The organism is Ruminiclostridium papyrosolvens C7, from assembly GCF_000421965.1.
Taxonomy (GTDB): Bacteria; Bacillota; Clostridia; order Acetivibrionales; family DSM-1351; genus Ruminiclostridium; species Ruminiclostridium papyrosolvens_A.
The window spans coordinates 17725-36022 of the sequence record NZ_ATAY01000031.1; the positions used below are offsets into that span (position 1 = coordinate 17725).

Here is an 18298-nt window from a genome sequence, read left to right on the forward strand (position 1 = left end):
TCCAATTAGTTTATGAAAACTTTCTTGCAATAGAAATAAATTCACTGTCTTTAAGGCCTCTGCCGAGACGTATGCTTTCCTCCCTTATTCGGGTTAACAGTAATGATATTTTTTCATTCTTGGGAATTACTCCGTATTCTTTCAGTTTCATTTCCACAGCGGATTTTCCTGAGTGCTTGCCTATTACTATGTTTCTTGACATTCCTACAACCGTAGGTTCAAAAGGCTCATAATTTGAGCTTTTTTTAAGTATACCGTCCACATGTATTCCAGATTCAACATCAAATATACGGTCTCCTATAACAGCCTTGTTTCCTGAAATCTGACACCCGGTTAATTCCTCGTAAAGTTCTTTTATTTTACGGAAAACCGATAAATCCATATTGGGCTTGTGACGTTTTGCAATACGTAGTATCATTACTAATTCTTCAAGTGCCGCAAATCCTCCGGCTCCACAAAAGCTTACCGTAATGTTTTGTCCTTCATTTAAAACCCATTCAGCTGCAAGTGCCGTTGCACAATAATACCTGTTTTGGGGGCAAATCTCCAACCTGCCGCTGAATATTTCTTTAATTTTAACAAATGTATTAACATAATCATGTAACAAAAGGTCATCAAGCCCAATAATTCTGACATTTTTATTCTTTGTGTATTTAGTTATTTGATTTAATTCCCTGATATCATTAACCTGAATTTCTGATATTAAATTCATGGGCGTTTCGAAACTTCCTAAACGGCATACGTAGCCTGCAAACCCCGGAAATGTATTTATTTGAGTAGGGTAATGTATCCTGAGAACCGTTTTTGCTTTGTCTACTGCTTTTTCTATTAATTCAAATAAAGGAATATCAATTTCAATGTAGCTGATCCCCGTTTGTAAAAGAAGACTGTAAAGCTGGGAAATTTTATGTTCCGGGGCAGCTTTATAATTAAACGTACATAGTGTTATATCCGTTATTTTTATCATATTTTGCTCCCCCCGATTATTACTGTACCATTGGCTTATATCACCAGTTCTTTAACCTTATCTCCCCCAACAAGGTGCTGTTCTACTATTGTTTCAACATCGTCCTCTGTAACATTTCCGTACCACGTACCCTCAGGGTAGATTACCACAACAGGCCCCTTGTCGCATATTCCAAAGCAACCTGTATTTGTTACCATTACCTCACCTGTTAAATCTTTGTCATCTATTTCTTCCATAAATTTTTGTATCAGTGCAACACTTCCCTTTGTGTGGCAAAAGCCCTTCTGGGTTCCGTTTATTCTACAGCTCGCACATACAAACACATGATATTTCGGATTTACCATAAAAACCTCTCTTTCTACATGCACACTAGACACATAGCTGTTCAGCCGCCTTTTTTACGGCATCTTCAATTCTGTCATAAGTTGTAAAGATTTCAATTGATTTTTCCTTGAGCCTCTGTTTAGGTACTTCTCCTATTCTCATTGCCACTACTCCGTTACAATCCTTGACAGCCTCCAGAATGGCATCCATTTTGCCTTCTTTATTACCACTACCCATTCCGTCACAACTTTCGGAACCATCGCAATATTTTGAAACACTCCTTTTCTCCCTGAATCGTATGCTTTTATTTACATATTCATATATATAAAAATCCGTTGCATGACCAAAATGCTGGTCTACAAGTACGCCGCTCTTTGACGAAACAGCAAACAGAATTCCTTTTTTATTTGTTGCTGACGTACATCCCCTGAATTCAATTGACTGGTCATTATCAAGAGTACCCACTGCGTCGGCCCTGCACTGACGGCAGTGATACATCTGCGGCATTATCTCTCCGCAAATTTTCCGCATCTCCATAATCTCCTTGTTACTTGTAAGGGGCATATTTTCAAATGCGCTTCCGGCTACAGGAATCAACTGCATTATGTTGGATATATCACACCCAAGCTCTTTTGCTTTTTTGACCACCTGCCGGACATGGTACTCGTTAATTCCTTTGAGCATAACAACATTCACCTTGCATACAACACCCAATGAGGAAAGTTTTTTAATTCCTGCCATCTGGTTTGCCATTAGAATCGCTGCTCCAACCTCTCCAAAATACCTGTTGCCCATATAATCAATGTGTTTATATATTTTTGCTCCTATTGTTGCATTTACGGCATTCATTGTAACGGTTACATGTGATACTCCCAGACCTGCTAGTTCTTCTGCATATATTGGCAGCATAAGTCCGTTTGTAGAAAGACAGAAGGTTACTTGTGAATCAAATTCTTTTATGAGTGCCAATGTTTTTCTGGTATTCTCAAAATCTGCCAGAGAATCACCCGGCCCTGCTATTCCCACTACGGTAAGGTTTGGCATCTTTTGCTTTACGATTTTATATTTTCCCAGAGCTTGTTCAGGTGATAGTATTTCAGTTGTAACCCCGGGTCTGCTTTCATTTGGACAGTCATATTTTCTGACACAGTAATTACATTGTATATTGCATTTTGGGGCCACGGGAAGATGTATTCTGGCATACCCGCTGCCACAGCCGTTAAAGCATGGATGAGTGGCTGATTTTTTTAAATTTACAGTTTTCATGTCCTCTGAAGGTGTTTCAACAGGTAAGACAGCCTCTCTCATATTTGACTTTGTTTCAAGGTTTGACTTGTAATACTTGTTATATAGAGCACTACGGAAGCTGTGTTCTTTTTGAGTCAGAAGAGTATTTGTAATTCTGTCAAGAAGGGTGATTGAGCCTTCATAACCCAGTATTCTTACCCTCTGGCCGCCGATATTGTCGTGGATGGGAAATGCACATCTCACAAGAGGAAGTTTGTGTTTTTCTTCGATTCGTCTGCCGTCCGAGCTTCCTATCATTACGTTGGCACCAAACTCTAAAGCATATTTCTCAATTGTATCGAAATCACAGTCATCAATTATTTTGAATTTTTCCACAAATGCGTAGTCAGATGCTTTTTGTATTTCCTCTATTAAAAGATTACTAAGGGAGCTGCATTTTGATCCGGTGGCAACTACTACAGGCATAATTCCGTTTTCAGCACACAATCTTACTGTGGAATATACAAAATCCGGCTCTCCGAAAATCACTGCTCTACCTTCGCTATTATATTTATGTGAATCTATTATGGAATCCAGATACCTTCCCCGCTCTTTTTTAGTTTCAGCACACATAGTGCCTCCTGCCTTTACAAGCTGGCGGATAAACATATCGGTATCCCGCAGTCCAACCGGGAGACTGCATCTCACATATGGTACACCATAGGCTTCATATAAATATTCCGCTGGAGAGTCTTCTCCCTTAATAAATGTGGAAAGCTCTATTGTCAGCTTTGCACCGCCCATAAGTGAAATTTCCTCAATAGAGGTTCCCCCCTCCTGCAGTCTGTTATATACCTTTTTATACTCTCCATCAAGATTATCTGAAATGTCAGGAAGTAATATGTAATCTATTTTCATGGAATCAAGTAATTTCTTTAAATAGCGGGTGTCTGCCGGAGATATAAGACCTGTTATAATGTTTACCTTGTCATTTTTTTTAACGTCCATTTCTACATTTTCAACAATCGCTCTAAGTGCCTTGAAAAATCCTTCGTATTGTGTTCCCGAATAACCTGCCGAAGATACGGGAATTATTCGGACATTTGCTTCAGGATGTTTTTTAAAAAATTCATTTATTATTCTATTGATATCTTCTCCTATGGTTTCAGCAAGACAGGTTGTTGCTACTCCTATTATTTCAGGTTTGTACAGTGATATCATGTTTTCTATACCCTTAATAAGATTGCCCTCGCCGCCAAAAACAGTTCCTTCCTCCGTTAGTGATGAAGAAGCGATATCTACCGGTTCATTGTAGTGAGTTGCCATATGCCTTCTTATATAGGTGCTGCAGCCTTGGGATCCGTGAAGTATTGTCATACATTTCTTTATTCCGTAGAAAGCGCTTACACTTCCCATTGGCATACACATTTTACATGGATTTACAGTTAAGTTTACCAGGTTTTTACTCATACTTATTCACCCCTTCCATTTTCAAAATTTAAGTTTCCTGCTTAATGTACTCCCACACAGGACTATTCATTGAAAGATTTATTTCTTTTGTAAAATTAACTACTCCCTCATATCCGGCAAGTGCGTGTTTCCTCTCATGGTTGTGGTCGCAAAAAGCAATTCCGAGTTTATAAGCAAGAGGTCTTTCCTTAACCCCACCTACCAGAATATCTGCATCCTTCTCCTTCATAAAGGTTTCAAGTTCGGCAGGGTTTGCATCATCCAGAATTACAGCATTTTGTCCAACCAGACCTGTAATAATCTCATATTCCTCAGGTTTTCCTGTCTGTGTTCCAACGACAACTGTTTCTATTCCCATCTGGTTGAACTGTCTTATAAGGGAAATTGCTTTAAAGCCCCCGCCTACATATATAGCTGCTTTTTTACCTTCAAGCCGACTTTTATATTTTTCCAATAATGGTCTTAGTCTGTCAGATTCAGATTGTGTAAAGGTTTTTGCTTTGTTTATATTTTCTTCAGTTCCTATTGCTTCTGCTATTCTGATTAATGATTGCGAGGTGTCTTCTACTCCGAAAAAGCTGACCTTTATAAAGGGAATATTCATTTCAGCTTCCATCTTTTTTGCCAGATAAGTCATAGAACCTGCACACTGTACAAGATTCAGCCCTGCCGAAGGTGCCTTAATAAGATTGTCGTAGCCGGCATCTCCGGTAATTGTTGATACTACGGGAATACCTATTTCATTAAGGTAATTCTTGATTATCCACATTTCACCGGCAAGGTTGAAATCTCCAAGGATATTGACTCCATGAGTTTTAGAAATATTGTTGTGAGGTCTCAAAAGTTCCAGTATGGCATTACACGCCATTTTGTATCCATAGGATTTGTTACCTGAGAATCCGGGGGACTTTACAGGGATAACCCTTGTTCCGTGTTTCTTTTCTGCATGTCTGCACACGGCTTCCACGTCATCACCTATCACACCCACTATACACGTGGCATAGACAAAAATCACTTTTGGATTATGCTTTTGGACAACTTCATCAATGGCAGCACTGAGCTTTTTTTCTCCTCCGAAAACAATATCCTGTTCCGTCAAGTCTGTTGAAAAGCTGTTTCTGTAAAGGTCGCTTCCGCTTGTCAGGCTTCCCCGGATATCCCAGGTATAACTGGCACATCCTATGGGACCGTGGACAATATGAAATGCGTCTGTAATTGGGTTCAGCACTACTCTTGCACCGCAGTATACACATGCCCTCTGGCTTACGGCTCCCGATACGCTGTTGCTTTCACATTTGATAGCTGTCTTCCCGGATTTTTCAAATCCGAATTTTATAAAGTCTTTTCTTTCTTCCAATATAAGTGACTCCGTCATTGTTTTGCCCCCTTCTCCAAAGGTTTCTGTTGGTCTTGATTTACATAACTACTTCAAATTCCTCATCACTTGCATCTCTGTCCTGTCTGTCCATCAAGGCCCCCGCAATCATTTCCACCAGCCTTATTGCTCCTTTGTAGCCTAGTATTGGTGCATATGAGTGTACATATCTGTCAAGCACCGGAAAACCGGCGCGTACAAAGGGTATGTCTTCAGCCTTTGCTATTTGTTTACCATAAGAGGTTCCAAGAAGCAGATCAACCTTTTCATTCTTTATCCATTGATGGAGTTCAAACAAGTCTCCTGATGCCTTTGCAGTGCAATCACTTACACCATATTGGTTAAAAAGATTGTTTGCCAGCTTTACAAAAGCCTCACCGGGGGTTCCTGTCAGAACATATTTGGGAATCATTCCCATTTCCAGTACCAGACGGGTAAGACCAAGTACTGTGTCGGGATCACCGAATATTGCAACTGTTTTATCATGAAAATAGAAATGTGCATCCAGAATTATGTCTACTAATTGTCCACGTTCCTCTTCAAGCTCATAAGGAATTTCCTCATTTGTTATCTGAGAAAGCTCCATAACGAATTTATCTGTAGCCTCAATCCCTATTGGAAGCTGCATCAGAGAGTATGGAACCTTGCACTTTCTTTCCAATACATTTGCAGGCTCCTCACTTGTAAGCTCGCCCAGAGCAAGGACCTTCTCGCAGTCGCCCAGTCCGATTATCTCAGGTATGGTAGTTCCGCCTTTAGGATACATTGCGTAGTTTCCCGTCATGGGTGCATCCATTACTCCACTCTGGTCAGGGAACATTGTAAAAGGTACTTTCATAAGCTTTAATATTCTTTTTAGTTCCCTGATATCACCGGGATTTACAAACCCGGGGAAAATTGCAGTTTTGCCGTTTGATTGACCTGTGGTTTCGGCCATATAGTTGATAAATCCGGACATCATATTATAAAATCCATTTATGTGTGATCCTACATAGCTTGGTGTGTTTGTATGAACAACGTATTTCCCTTCGGGTATATCAATATCCTGAATAAATGCAGTCAGGTCATCTCCTATTGTTTCACTCAGGCAGGTGGTATGTACTGCGATAATGTCAGGACTGTATATATCAAATACATTTTTTACACCTGTTCTGAGATTACTACCGCCGCCAAATACCGAAGCACCTTCCGTAAATGAGCTTGTAGAAGCCATTGCAGGTTCCTTGAAATGCCTTGACAAAAATGTTCTGTGGTACGAGGCACATCCCTGTGAGCCGTGGCTGTGAGGCATACAGTTATGTACCCCAAGTGCTGCATACATTGCACCAACCGGCTGACATGTTTTACACGGATTTATTCTTAAGCTGCTGCGTTCTGATATTTCTTTCGGAGTCATTGTAAGCATTATTTTTCACCTCCTGCTAATGAAGCTCTGAGAGTTGATCTGTTTTTCCAAGGTGGTGTAACAAATCCCCAGGCCGGAGTATACAATCCCATTGTTATATCTCTTGCAAAGTTGACGGAGCCTCTGAATCCGGCATACGGGCCGCTGTAATCATAGGAATGTAACTGTCTTGCCAGAACTCCTGACTTTTGGAGTGAATATTTATCCTTTATTCCAGAGAAAAATATGTCAGGTTTCAATAGTTTCAGGAACTCGTCAGTCTCAAACTGGTTCAAATCGTCAACTACAATACTGCCGTTTTCCATATGCCTTATCATCCCTGTATAGTCTTCCAGAGGAATTTTTGTTTTTAACAGTTCATATTGCTCGTCAGTAAGGTATGCGTGGTATTTTTTTTCGTCCTTTGCTACATTAAGATGTTCTATATTTTTGCTGTCGGCATCTTCTCTTATTGTAGGAATTACTTCTCTGCCTTCATAGTCATCCCTGTGAGCAAATTCGTAACCCGCAAGAACTGTGGAAACACCGAAGTCTGCAAGCAACAGCTGATAATGATGTGACCTTGATCCTCCCACGTAGAGAGCAGCTGTTTTACCTTTTAGCTTTGAATAGTAGTATTCTTTTTCATCAGCAATGTTTGCAAGTTCGTCGTCTATAACTTCTTCAGTTCGTTCTGCAAGTTCCTTGTCTCCGAAGTAAGCTGCCATGTCTCTAAGAGATTGTATGGTTGACTTTATTCCAATAAAATTTACCTTTATCCAGTCCACACCGTATTTGGTTTTCATCATTTCAGCTATATAGTTTATTGAACGGTGACATTGCACCAGATTGAGGTTTGCCATGTGAGAATTCTGTATTGCTTCAAAACTGCCATCTCCGGTAAAAACCGATATTACATCGTAGCCGATACGCTTCATTATCCTTTCAACTTCCCAGCCGTCTCCGCCAATGTTATATTCCCCCAGTAGGTTTACGGAATATTTGTTTTTAGGAGGAGTATCGTTAGTACCTATTATTTTTTTCATGAGTGTGTTATTTGCAATATGATGGCCGCCGCTTTGGCTGACCCCCTTGTAACCCTCACAGCTGAATGCCATACAGGTGATTCCGTATAATTTTTCGGTTTCTGCCGCAACTGCATGTATGTCGTCTCCTATAAGTCCTACGGGGCAAGTAGAGCATATCATAAGGCATTTTGGTTGAAAAATTTCTACCGCTTCTTTTATCGCCTGTCTCAGCTTTTTTTCACCGCCGAACACTATATCAGGCTCCTGAAGGTCAGTTGAAAAACAATATTCAATAAAATTTCTTCCGTCCTCGGTTTTTGCTTTGTTTCTTCTGGTTCCCCATGAATAATATCCGCAACCGATAGGCCCGTGTGTTAATACAAGAACATCCTTCAAAGGACCGAGAACAACACCTTTACAACCTGCATAACAACATCCTCTGTTTGTTATTATTCCGGGAACAGTACGGCTATTTGCCGCAATGGGCTGATCTTTAGTTTCCTCGGTTAGCTCCATTATGTGTTCTTTTCTATTTTTGTAGACTTTTGCACTATATTTATCCAAAACAATATTTCTTACATTCATTTGTCTCACCACCTGTCATTTAAAGTAGGTTTTCCCCTGTTCTAACCTTATAAGTTTCCTGAATTGGTATTACGAATATTTTGCCGTCTCCGGGATTCCCGGTCTGGTTTACGTTTATAATAGTCTTAACTGCCAAATCCACCTGTTCGTCATCTACAACCAATGAAAAAAATCTTTTGGGAATAAGCCTTGCTGTTTCTGTAAATGCTTCACCTACTTTGGATACGGGCAATTCTCCGGCTTCCATAATATAGTTTAAAACAGTTGCATCAAGGCTTTTTTTACCTCTACCAAGACAAGGCCTGCAGGAGAAGGCCGGAAACCCGGCATTGGCAAGTGCTTCCTTGGTTCTGTTAACTTTGTTGGTACGGATAAAAGCCATAACCTCTTTCATAAGCAACACCTCCTATAAGCCTTGTTTTGCAGTACTAATTGTGTATGCATCCAGAACTTCACTGATAAATATTCTTCCATCACCAAAGTTTCCTTTTTCTCCTGTACGTGCATTCCTCATAATTATTTTTATAACATCATCCTTATCTTCATCATTTACAACAATTAATAACATTTCTTTTGGAATCTCATCATATTGGATATCACCTATGACAATTCCCTTTTGCTTTCCTCTTCCGTATACATCCATTTTGGTTACTGCGGGAAAGCCTGCTGCCAGCAGTTCTGAAAGCACTATACCTGTTCTTTCAGGTCTGATAATTGCTCTTACCAATATCATAATTTCATCCGCCTTTCCTTATTAGTAGGTTTAATTTCAATCACTAACATTTCAAATTTGAGAAACAATGGGGTTTAAACTTTCAATGGTGAAGTTTGATTAAAAATATTTACCATGAATTTGTTGGTGATATTTAGTGATTTGTGCCGTAAAATCAACACGATGTTGTTTTAGCCCACTATGAGCCACGATGGCGAATGTGGGCGACGGCAAAAGAGCTAAAATGTCACCCTACTAATTCAGGTAAAGATTTTGGAGACGAACCATGAAAAGATTTAAACTCATCAATCATGCTAATAAAAAAGCTGAGTGATTAATATTAAATATCCATAATTCCGTGTTCCATCAATAGTTCCTCAAGTCTTTCCTGCTTTAAGGGCTTAGGAATTACAAACATTTTGTTCTCGTCTATCTTTTGGGCAAGAGACCTGTATTCATCTGCCTGATTACATTCCGCATCAAAATCAATCACTGTCTTTTTATGGATTTCAGCCCTTTGAACCATGTTGTCTCTGGGAACAAAATGTATCATCTGAGAGCCAAGCTCCTTTGCGAAAGCTTCAACCAGTTCAGCTTCACCGTCAACCTTACGGCTATTGCATATAATACCGCCAAGTCTTACACCGCCTGTCTTGGCATACTTCTGAATTCCCTTTGATATATTGTTTGCCGCATAAAGTGCCATCATTTCACCGCTGGCAACTATATAGATTTCCTGTGCCTTTCCCTCACGAATCGGCATTGCAAATCCTCCACAAACAACATCTCCGAGAACGTCATAGAAAACGTAATCAAGATCATCTTCATATGCACCAAGTCTTTCCAACAAGCCTATGGAAGTAATTATTCCTCGTCCTGCACAACCGACTCCCGGCTCCGGCCCTCCCGATTCAACACAATTGATGTCGGAAAATCCTTTTTTCATAACCAAATCGAGATCAATATCCTCGCCCTCTTCCCGGAGTGTATCCAGAACTGTCTGTTGTGCGAGGCCTCCTAATATCAGTCTGGTTGAATCAGCTTTTGGGTCACAGCCTACAATCATAATCTTTTTACCCATTTCCCCTAAGCCTGCGGTCAGGTTTTGTGTTGTAGTTGACTTCCCAATACCGCCTTTTCCATAAATAGCTACCTGTCTCATATAAATACCTCCCATTTTCCTGTACCGTTGTACATTAAATTTCAAACTGTAAAATAAAAAGGTCTCAAAACAGAGTTTCCACTCTATGTTTTAAGACCTCATCGTCTGACTTGCTGATGTTGTGCTAATTACTAAAAAAGTCCCATTATTCACTTCATAGTGAATTAATGAGACTTCGTCGTCGCGTTTATTAATTTGTTTTAGCTTACTAAGAGTATAAGACTTTATAACCGTATTAACAATACACGAATTCGTCAATAAAAGCTGTTAATTCTTAAGTTGTTTTGTATATTTTTTACAAATTCGTATTTTTTAATCAATGATACGGTTGATTATTTCTATCACTCCTCATATAATAATAGTAAGTGCAACGGGGCGTATCAAGCTAAAAGCTTGATGCCCCGTTTTTGTATTTCTAGATAAATAATATAACGTAGGGGGTTAAATTTATGGTAAAGCAAATTGCAGTGATAGTAAATGATGAAGAAGAGCTTTCACCTTTTGAAAAAGGATCATTAATAAATATATACAATAAGAATAATACACAATGGCAGCTGTATAAGGAAGTACGTTACTATATTAATACTAACATGTCCCTTTCAGACCTTAGGGAAAATATTAAAAGTCTTATTATGGAACTTGAGGACTGCAAGATAATAGTCGGCAAAGTAATGTCCGGTCTTGCATACAACATATTTGACCGGATGGGGTTTGCAATATTTGAAGCAAAGGACATCACCAGCTGTGTTCTGGATGATATATATAATGAAGTCAGCAGCTTAAAAGCTGAAACTGCGAATTCAAAGCAAGTTGCCCTTTCACCTGTTCAAACAGAAGAAAACGGAGTTTTTTACATAAACCTAATGGAGCTTCAAGCCAAACATCCTGAAATTTCCTCTAAGAAAGCTCTAAAGCCATTTCTGGAAACTACCCCTTTTTTCAGGCTTGAGGTTATATGTTCCCATGTTCCCCCCTGGTTTGACAACATACTGCCAGAATTAGACCTAAGCTATTCTATAGAAGAAAACGGAGATAACAAGTACAAGGTTTCCATATTAAATAATGTCTGTTCACATTAAATGTTCCATTATAAAAAGGAGGTTGCCAATATGACCGAAAATATTCGTGAAAATCTCTTAGGTATTGTCAGTGCTTTTTGTTTCCAAAGCGGAAGAATTAAAGAATGTATACTCTGTGAAAAGAATGTAATTAAAACTGAATACGGCGATTTGATTCCTAAATATGGTGAAGATGAAGTGCGTAAAAAATACTGTCATTCTATTTCGTTTTATGAAAGCGGAAAAGTTAAAAGTATTTCTTTAGAATCCTCAACCCTAATAAAAACAACCTTGGGTACTTTCCCCACAGAACTTGTTACTTTTTATGAATCAGGCAGGCTGAAAAGGATTTTTCCGTTGAATGGTAAGCTAAGCGGGTACTGGAGCCAAGAGGATGAAGAAAAACTTTGTGACGAATTCCAGTTTCATTTTCCTTTTGGCAGCTTCAAGACAAAAATAATAGGTCTATGCTTTTATGAAAGCGGAAACCTTAAATCAATGACCTTGTGGCCGGGTGAAACTATTATCCTCAGAACTTCCCAAAGCCTTCTTCCCGTGAGAATAGGTTTTTCATTATATGAAAACGGAAAGCTTAAATCGGTGGAGCCTGCCTATGAAATTACAGTCTCTACTCTCATTGGAGAATTAACAGCTTACAACGAAAATGCTCTTGGTATAAATGCCGACTGTAATTCATTAATTTTTTCGGAAAACGGAGAAATTCAATCCCTTTGCACAAACAGCAGTAAGGTAGCTATTTTTGAAAAAGCCGGCTCCTTTGAAACAATGGAAGCAGTAGTTAAGCCTGATCCTTTTGAAGAAGATGTAGTTTCCATAGTGCCTCTGGAAATTTCTTTTGAAGGTCATTACGTAAAATTTAAAAGTGATAAAAAGCGAATATATGATATCAATACAACAAGATTTACGATAATAAATGATTCCGGAACAAATTCCGGTTCCGTCCTTACATGTACAGACTGTTCAAGTTGCAGTCTGTGTAAAAAAAGTAATTATATCTGATTAAAATGGGTTATATGCAGCGGGTTTATCCAAAAGGATATCCGCTGCATTTTTATTTTTTTTGAGGTTTAGTTTATTTTGCTTCCTGTAATAATCCTTCCTCTTCCCTGCGCTTCGCCTCATCCATGATAGCCTTGGTTGCTGTAGCACCGAATCTTACCGTACCTTTGCTTCTGACAGATAAAGCATCGTTTAGTGTTCTCACTCCCCCTGCGGCTTTTACCTTGACCTTTTCACTGCATGTTCTGCGCATTAGTTCAAGATCTTCCAGAGTAGCCCCGCCGGTGCCAAAACCCGTAGAGGTTTTAACAAAATCAGCTCCTGCACTTTCACAAATCTTGCAGGCAATTTCTTTTAGCTCATCACTTAAATAGCAATTTTCCAGAATTACTTTTACAATCACACCCCTTTGATGTGCTGCATCAACCACTGCTTTTATATCTTTTTCCACATAGTCAAACTGTTTTGAAAGAAGTCTGCCAATATTAAGTACCATATCAAGTTCCACAGCCCCATCATTGATAGCTTCCACAGCTTCCTGCACTTTAACAGATGTCTTGCTTGAACCATGTGGAAAGCCTATTACGGTAGTTACCAGAACATCACTTCCTTCAAGCTCCTCTTTTGCAATTTCTACATCACATGGCTTTACACAAACCGAGGCGGTAGAATACTCCTTTGCCAGCCTGCACCCTTGTCTGACATCAGATTCATTTAGTTCCGGCCTCAGTAAAGAATGGTCTATCATTTTTGCAATTTCCTTTGCAGTAATCATTTAATATCCTCCTGATTTATGATTAATTTTTGTTACTGGTATATTTTTATATATATGTTAATATTCGTTAGGACCAACTAAAATCCTGCGTAATTCCAAAAACACAGGGTTATAAAAAAGTTATAACTACCTAAAAAACCTGTACCTATTATAATGGAATTATGCTTACTAAATTGCTTTTAACTAACACCATATTTATCTACAAACATTATATTGTAAGGAGATGAAAAACATGATAACTAACGAAGTATACGAAACAATTGATGAGATTTTAGGAGACAAGGACAAAAGGTTTTTTAGCAGCGGCTTTAAAAACGTCAGACACCTTTTCAATAACATTTCAATCAGTCCTTGCCAAAATGAATTAACCGCCAAGTGTTCGGCCATATATCCTGAAAACTGGTCGGTAAAAGCAGATGGAACAGTATTAAAACCACATGTAAGCACACTTGATATTTTGGTATTTGTATTCTGTTTGAATACACTCTTCGCAAGTCATATTTATCAACTAAGCAACAACCAAATCGGTGATATATGGATAAAAAAAGTTACAATAAAAGCAGGCAGCGAGCCTGAATATAAACTTGAAGATATTGATATTCACACCAGATTTCTAAGTACTGCGGAGACCGGTAATGACCGCTACAACTCGGTGTTTTCTAACGAAATTGCAGGTTTTAGCATAGTCATTGAATTGGAACATGATATTAACAGTATGACTACAAAAGATATCTTCTACAGCAGCATAAAGGATGCAGGTAGTGCTATTGCGGGTTATTGCACTCAACTGGTTGAAAAGAATAAAATATATGATTTATCGAATATTTGCATTGATAAAAACAGCCAATCCCTTTCTTCCATTGTAAATATAAGAAAGACGGAAACAATTTCAGACAACAATATTTATTCCATCATAGACCTGTTTGCCTGTGCATCTCAACAGATGCAGGCACTCATATACCGGGTTGACAGCATAGAACGTAAATGCTCTAACAACCTGTGGATGAGAAAAGTTGAAATTGAATATAAAAAGCCTGTAAGCACCCTTAAAAGCTTCAGGCAATCTGTTTATATCAGCAAGTCAAAAATCCTTCGTATGAAAGAAAGTACCTGGCGAATAGCTGACTTTAAATGTATTGTGGATTCCCCCTCGAATCCATTGAGTGTAAGTGTAAGCCTTGCACATGAAATTCCTGAATCAGTTATTAATACCGGACATAAAAAAGTGTCCTGATTTTACAGTACTCTAAAAGTATTATGTGTGTGATATCTTATTTACAAAGGGGATAGTCATAAAATGAACAAGGATTTGCGAATAGCCATATCCGGTACATTTGCAACGGGAAAAACAACCTTGGCTGTAGCTTTGGAACAACTTATGGCAATACCTATGGTTTCTGTAAAAAGTATGGAAAAAGTGACATCTGTACATTTCCCCGGGAAAACCATAGATCAATGCTCTCCATACGAATACTACCAGATATGTATCTATCGTTTTTTAGAGCAGGTTATGAGTGAAAACCGAGTACAGGGAAACTTTATAGTAGATGGAACATTAATAGAATCTTACATTTACGGTCAGGTTAAACTAAATTCATTGAATTATACACCTTTCAGCTTTAATCTATTTGCTAACAATCTGGAAATTATTACTCATAAGAATATATACGAAAACTTTTATAAAAGCCTTGGTAATGTTTTTAAGGAATACTGTAAGAGAAACTATCATTCCTTTATACATTTGCCTGTTGAATCACCTGCTCAACAAGAAAACTATCATTATTATTCTGATAAAGTCCGTAAGACTTGTGATGAAATGATAATAAATGCCTTAGAGGAGATAGGGATAAAATACTATATTATTACCGGTAGTACGGAAGAAAGGCTGAAAAAAATAATAAATATTTACGGTATCAAGCCTAAAGAACAATTACTTTAAAATTCCCTTGGTATTAATTTTCTTAATAGCTTGTTTACAGTTGGCAACGCCCATTTTTTTCAACAGCTTATTTATTTGTGCTTTTATAGTACCCGGTGACTTAAAAAGTACTTCAGATATTTTTGATTGAGAGTATCCTTGCTGTACCAGACTAAGAATTTCTCTTTCTGCATTGGACAAGGCAGCTACCTGTTCTGCCTCCTTCATTCTTGAGTACTCTTTTAATAAAATCTCCACGGGTGACACCTTATTGTGGACGGCACGGATAGCAGCAGGGATTTCCATATAATTGCTTTTCAGAACATAGTTTACAGCACCGGCAGTAAAGGAGTTTCTAATAACCTCTTCTGATTCAATAGACGTGAGCATGATTATTTTCACATTTTTAGCCTGACTTATTTCTGCAGCAGCATATACTCCATCCATGTTGTTTTCACTTAAATTTATATCCATTAAAATAATATCCATATCATTGTTTTTTGCCATTTCCACGGCATCCTTTTGAGTGGCTGCCGTAGCTACTACATCCAGGTCTTCCTCATTTTCCAAAAAAATTTTCAAAGAGCTTAGCCACACGGGATCATCCTCAACAATTGCGACCGATATTTTTTTCATTTATACCACCTTCTTAACCTTTTTTGATAAAAACTTTAAAATCACTGCTGTTCCTTTAATTCCATCACTCTCTACCTCTATATCCCCACCGTGCTTATGCATTACATTATAGCAATAGGATAACCCCAGACCAAAATTCATGCTGTTTTTCTTGGTAGAAAAAAACGGATCAAAAATATGGGAAAGATTACCGGCGGGTATACCCGGGCCGTTATCCCGAACTTCCACTGTTAAGACCTTTCTGCCTTTTATAACATGAATACCTATTTCTCCGCTAGGTTTAAGTGCTTCAACTGCATTTTTTAAAATATTATTCAAAACCTCTTGAATGTGTAATGCATCACACATAAGTACAGTACCAAATTGACCATATGAATAATAACGCTTAATTGAAATATTCTTTTCCTTAATATGTACTATCATGAGGTTCAATGAATTTTCTATAATATCCGCTAAATTATGATATTCCTCCTTTATTTCTATCTCATGCATATAATCCTTAATTCTGGCCACTAACATCATAAGATGATCTGTTGATGCGGTAATGTTCTGGGTATTTTCACCGATATACCTGTCGAATTTCTCCTTATCAAAGAATGTTCCTGAGGAATTGATGTTTCTGGTACATAAAGAAATCTTTAGAATCTCATTTTTTATTGCGTGAGTCAAAATCTGGGTTCCGGAACTGATTGACTGCATAGTGCTGTCAATACGGTTTTTTTCAAATTTTATTTTTATCCCCAAAAAACCATATTTTACGACCAGCAGGCAGTATAAAGCTGCTACCACAAAAACTACTATTATATTGAATTTCCATAGGTTTTTTATTCCAAGAATAGGGAGAAAAAAGTTAATAAGCCATCCGAATATTGTGGTAGGTATCATAAAAATACCCACAAGGAATATGTTTTTCTTTTTTAGTATGCTGATGGTTTTAAAATATCCAACAATCAATACTGTATTTGATAAAATTATCCCAAACGTAGACCATAGAGTCAAATATTTGTATGAAGGCTTAATTGTAGGATACATAAAATCATTTATCGGGAGAAATATGTAAACTAAAACAACCGGAATAAGCAAAATCCACATCAGAAATTTGTTATACTTAGGTTTAAGTATTTTTGTTAAACTTAAGCTGAACATTAATAAGGTATAGGGGTAAAATACAAAAGAAATTGACGTAAGAATACAAATTACCATCTTAATGTAATTGTTCATGTTTGGAGCAGCAAGTACATTAATGCTGTCGGCTAAATACCGCAGCCCTACACAAAAGGCTGCGGAACTGATCCATCTGTTACATTCACTTTTGAAATCCACAATCAATATAATAATTGAAATTATCCATATTAAAATCAATGAAATAATAAATGTCATTTAAGTCCCCCTTTGCTTAAAGCCGCAAGGAGTATGTAGTGTGTATTTGCAGCTGTGTCCACTAAAATGTCAACGTTGTGCTTTTTATGTCAAATTATTAAAGAAATGATACCATACACAAATTGAGAAAATTGTCATTATGTGTATAGAACTATTGTATTTTTTTATAAACAATAACCCATCATAAAGTGTTTTTCTGATGGGCAGACTAATTATACCATTAACCTATGTAAACTTTTTTTATTATAGTGATTTTTCAATCATAAACCGTTACTGTCTTATCCTTCGCCTGAGCTTCAGCACAAGCCATAACTAGCTTTAAAGCTCTCAAACCCTCTTCTCCTGATATTGCCGGAGTAGTTCCGTTTACAATGCTGTTCAAGAAAGCATCTGCAATACCTGATGTTTCCTGTTTATCAAAAGTATAACAAACTCTATCGTTTTCAGACTTTGCAACAATCAATGGATACCTGGGAGTATTGTAAATTTCTATGGTGCCTTTGGAACAATAAAGTAAGGTACTTTTATCCATACCTCCATAATAAGTCCAGCTTGCTGCCAGTGTCCCTATAATCCCGGATTTTGATTTCAGCAGACAAACACTATTGTCAGGAGTTTCAACTAATTCTCCGTTTTCACGCTTTTTATCCCTGACAGCGGAGAAGGCTTTAATTTGATCTATACGATCATCTATAAGCCATTCAATCAAGTTTAACTTGTGTACACCAAGATCTGCTAAAACTCCTGTTGAGGAACTTTCATTATCGAAAAACCATGAATTCATGCTTTGATTTACACTCCAGTGCTCCGGCCCTCTATGTCCGAAAGTGGTGCGAAAACTAAGTACTCTTCCCATTTCACCGCTTTTAACAATTTCCCTTGCTTTTTTATGGGCATACTCAAATTTCATGTCATGGGCAATCATCAGGCACTTTTTTGTCCTTGCTGCCGCTTCCAGCATTTTTTCACCTTCGTCAATGGTCACAGCTATTGGCTTTTCGCACAAGACATGTTTTCCTGCTTCCATAGCAGCTATACTCATTGAAGCATGATATTTATTGGGTGAACATATACAAACTGCCTGCACTGCCGGATTCTCCAGCATCTTTTCATAATCGGAGTATACCTTCCCTCCGTAATTGGATGCAAGAATTTCCGCTTTTTCACTAGAGGGGTTAAAGTAACCGATAATTTTAGATAATGGATTAGTAGCAAACTCCGGAACGTGACGATATCTTGCAATAGCTCCGCATCCTACAATACCTACTCCGATCATT

Annotated in this window: 17 protein-coding genes; 4 read left to right on the plus strand and 13 right to left on the minus strand. The window is 38.0% G+C overall.

Annotated features, from left to right (window positions below; all coding sequences use genetic code 11):
• Window positions 1-10 precede the first annotated feature (10 nt).
• From L323_RS30495 to nifH, 9 genes are all read right to left on the minus strand, one after another.
• A complete protein-coding gene (locus L323_RS30495) occupies window positions 11-967 on the minus strand; it encodes a homocitrate synthase/isopropylmalate synthase family protein (RefSeq protein WP_020815453.1) in 957 nt (318 codons plus the stop codon).
• Between the two features lie 35 nt (window positions 968-1002).
• The gene (locus tag L323_RS30500; RefSeq protein ID WP_031342024.1) at window positions 1003-1311 is read right to left on the minus strand and encodes a 2Fe-2S ferredoxin; all 309 of its coding nucleotides are present in this window, start codon (window positions 1309-1311) and stop codon (window positions 1003-1005) included.
• 25 nt (window positions 1312-1336) lie between these two features.
• Window positions 1337-3988 carry a nitrogenase component 1 gene (locus tag L323_RS30505; protein ID WP_020815455.1) on the minus strand — a complete coding sequence of 884 codons (2652 nt, stop codon included), beginning with the start codon at window positions 3986-3988 and terminating at the stop codon, window positions 1337-1339.
• Between the two features lie 28 nt (window positions 3989-4016).
• Window positions 4017-5363, minus strand: coding sequence for a nitrogenase iron-molybdenum cofactor biosynthesis protein NifE (nifE, locus tag L323_RS30510; RefSeq protein WP_020815456.1), 1347 nt, complete (start codon window positions 5361-5363; stop codon window positions 4017-4019).
• Window positions 5364-5403: 40 nt separating this feature from the next.
• Window positions 5404-6768 carry a nitrogenase component 1 gene (locus tag L323_RS30515; RefSeq protein ID WP_020815457.1) on the minus strand — a complete coding sequence of 455 codons (1365 nt, stop codon included), beginning with the start codon at window positions 6766-6768 and terminating at the stop codon, window positions 5404-5406.
• Window positions 6768-8360 carry a nitrogenase component I subunit alpha gene (locus L323_RS30520; protein ID WP_020815458.1) on the minus strand — a complete coding sequence of 531 codons (1593 nt, stop codon included), beginning with the start codon at window positions 8358-8360 and terminating at the stop codon, window positions 6768-6770. The genes L323_RS30515 and L323_RS30520 overlap by 1 nt, the downstream gene beginning before the upstream one ends.
• A gap of 19 nt (window positions 8361-8379) precedes the next feature.
• Window positions 8380-8754 carry a P-II family nitrogen regulator gene (locus L323_RS30525; protein WP_020815459.1) on the minus strand — a complete coding sequence of 125 codons (375 nt, stop codon included), beginning with the start codon at window positions 8752-8754 and terminating at the stop codon, window positions 8380-8382.
• Between the two features lie 12 nt (window positions 8755-8766).
• Window positions 8767-9093 carry a P-II family nitrogen regulator gene (locus L323_RS30530; protein ID WP_014314130.1) on the minus strand — a complete coding sequence of 109 codons (327 nt, stop codon included), beginning with the start codon at window positions 9091-9093 and terminating at the stop codon, window positions 8767-8769.
• A 319-nt stretch (window positions 9094-9412) separates the two neighbouring features.
• Window positions 9413-10234, minus strand: a complete 822-nt coding sequence (nifH, locus tag L323_RS30535) for a nitrogenase iron protein (RefSeq protein WP_020815460.1) — start codon at window positions 10232-10234, stop codon at window positions 9413-9415.
• A 449-nt stretch (window positions 10235-10683) separates the two neighbouring features.
• Between nifH and anfO the strand changes: the two genes are divergently transcribed.
• On the plus strand, window positions 10684-11313 hold the full coding sequence (gene anfO / locus L323_RS30540; RefSeq protein WP_020815461.1) for a Fe-only nitrogenase accessory protein AnfO: 630 nt from the start codon (window positions 10684-10686) through the stop codon (window positions 11311-11313).
• A 30-nt stretch (window positions 11314-11343) separates the two neighbouring features.
• Window positions 11344-12312, plus strand: coding sequence for a hypothetical protein (locus tag L323_RS30545; protein WP_020815462.1), 969 nt, complete (start codon window positions 11344-11346; stop codon window positions 12310-12312).
• A 73-nt stretch (window positions 12313-12385) separates the two neighbouring features.
• On the opposite strand, the gene deoC is transcribed toward L323_RS30545, so the two are convergent.
• A complete protein-coding gene (deoC, locus tag L323_RS30550) occupies window positions 12386-13084 on the minus strand; it encodes a deoxyribose-phosphate aldolase (RefSeq protein ID WP_200859511.1) in 699 nt (232 codons plus the stop codon).
• Between the two features lie 235 nt (window positions 13085-13319).
• Here deoC and L323_RS30555 point away from each other — a divergent pair, with 235 nt between their 5' ends.
• The gene (locus tag L323_RS30555) at window positions 13320-14321 is read left to right on the plus strand and encodes an AvrD family protein (protein ID WP_020815464.1); all 1002 of its coding nucleotides are present in this window, start codon (window positions 13320-13322) and stop codon (window positions 14319-14321) included.
• Between the two features lie 63 nt (window positions 14322-14384).
• Entirely contained in the window at window positions 14385-15026 is a 642-nt protein-coding gene (locus tag L323_RS30560) for an AAA family ATPase (RefSeq protein WP_020815465.1), read from the plus strand.
• Here the strand turns inward: L323_RS30560 and L323_RS30565 are convergent.
• From L323_RS30565 to L323_RS30575, 3 genes are all read right to left on the minus strand, one after another.
• The gene (locus L323_RS30565; RefSeq protein ID WP_020815466.1) at window positions 15018-15641 is read right to left on the minus strand and encodes a response regulator transcription factor; all 624 of its coding nucleotides are present in this window, start codon (window positions 15639-15641) and stop codon (window positions 15018-15020) included. The genes L323_RS30560 and L323_RS30565 overlap by 9 nt on opposite strands.
• A complete protein-coding gene (locus tag L323_RS30570) occupies window positions 15642-17021 on the minus strand; it encodes a sensor histidine kinase (protein ID WP_020815467.1) in 1380 nt (459 codons plus the stop codon). It abuts the gene before it with no gap.
• Between the two features lie 256 nt (window positions 17022-17277).
• Window positions 17278-18297: a Gfo/Idh/MocA family protein gene (locus tag L323_RS30575; RefSeq protein ID WP_020815468.1), complete on the minus strand. Its 1020-nt coding sequence runs from the start codon at window positions 18295-18297 to the stop codon at window positions 17278-17280.
• Window position 18298: the final 1 nt, after the last annotated feature.

Coding starts and splice junctions, on each gene's coding strand:
- L323_RS30515 (WP_020815457.1), bottom strand. CDS start 6,768: ATGCTTACAATGACTCCGAAAGAAATATCAGAACGCAGCAGCTTAAGA.
- L323_RS30570 (WP_020815467.1), bottom strand. CDS start 17,021: ATGACATTTATTATTTCATTGATTTTAATATGGATAATTTCAATTATT.
- nifH (WP_020815460.1), bottom strand. CDS start 10,234: ATGAGACAGGTAGCTATTTATGGAAAAGGCGGTATTGGGAAGTCAACT.
- L323_RS30555 (WP_020815464.1), top strand. CDS start 13,320: ATGATAACTAACGAAGTATACGAAACAATTGATGAGATTTTAGGAGAC.
- L323_RS30560 (WP_020815465.1), top strand. CDS start 14,385: ATGAACAAGGATTTGCGAATAGCCATATCCGGTACATTTGCAACGGGA.
- L323_RS30495 (WP_020815453.1), bottom strand. CDS start 967: ATGATAAAAATAACGGATATAACACTATGTACGTTTAATTATAAAGCT.
- L323_RS30565 (WP_020815466.1), bottom strand. CDS start 15,641: ATGAAAAAAATATCGGTCGCAATTGTTGAGGATGATCCCGTGTGGCTA.
- nifE (WP_020815456.1), bottom strand. CDS start 5,363: ATGACGGAGTCACTTATATTGGAAGAAAGAAAAGACTTTATAAAATTC.
- L323_RS30575 (WP_020815468.1), bottom strand. CDS start 18,297: ATGATCGGAGTAGGTATTGTAGGATGCGGAGCTATTGCAAGATATCGT.
- L323_RS30520 (WP_020815458.1), bottom strand. CDS start 8,360: ATGAATGTAAGAAATATTGTTTTGGATAAATATAGTGCAAAAGTCTAC.
- L323_RS30545 (WP_020815462.1), top strand. CDS start 11,344: ATGACCGAAAATATTCGTGAAAATCTCTTAGGTATTGTCAGTGCTTTT.
- L323_RS30505 (WP_020815455.1), bottom strand. CDS start 3,988: ATGAGTAAAAACCTGGTAAACTTAACTGTAAATCCATGTAAAATGTGT.
- L323_RS30500 (WP_031342024.1), bottom strand. CDS start 1,311: ATGGTAAATCCGAAATATCATGTGTTTGTATGTGCGAGCTGTAGAATA.
- L323_RS30530 (WP_014314130.1), bottom strand. CDS start 9,093: ATGATATTGGTAAGAGCAATTATCAGACCTGAAAGAACAGGTATAGTG.
- anfO (WP_020815461.1), top strand. CDS start 10,684: ATGGTAAAGCAAATTGCAGTGATAGTAAATGATGAAGAAGAGCTTTCA.
- L323_RS30525 (WP_020815459.1), bottom strand. CDS start 8,754: ATGAAAGAGGTTATGGCTTTTATCCGTACCAACAAAGTTAACAGAACC.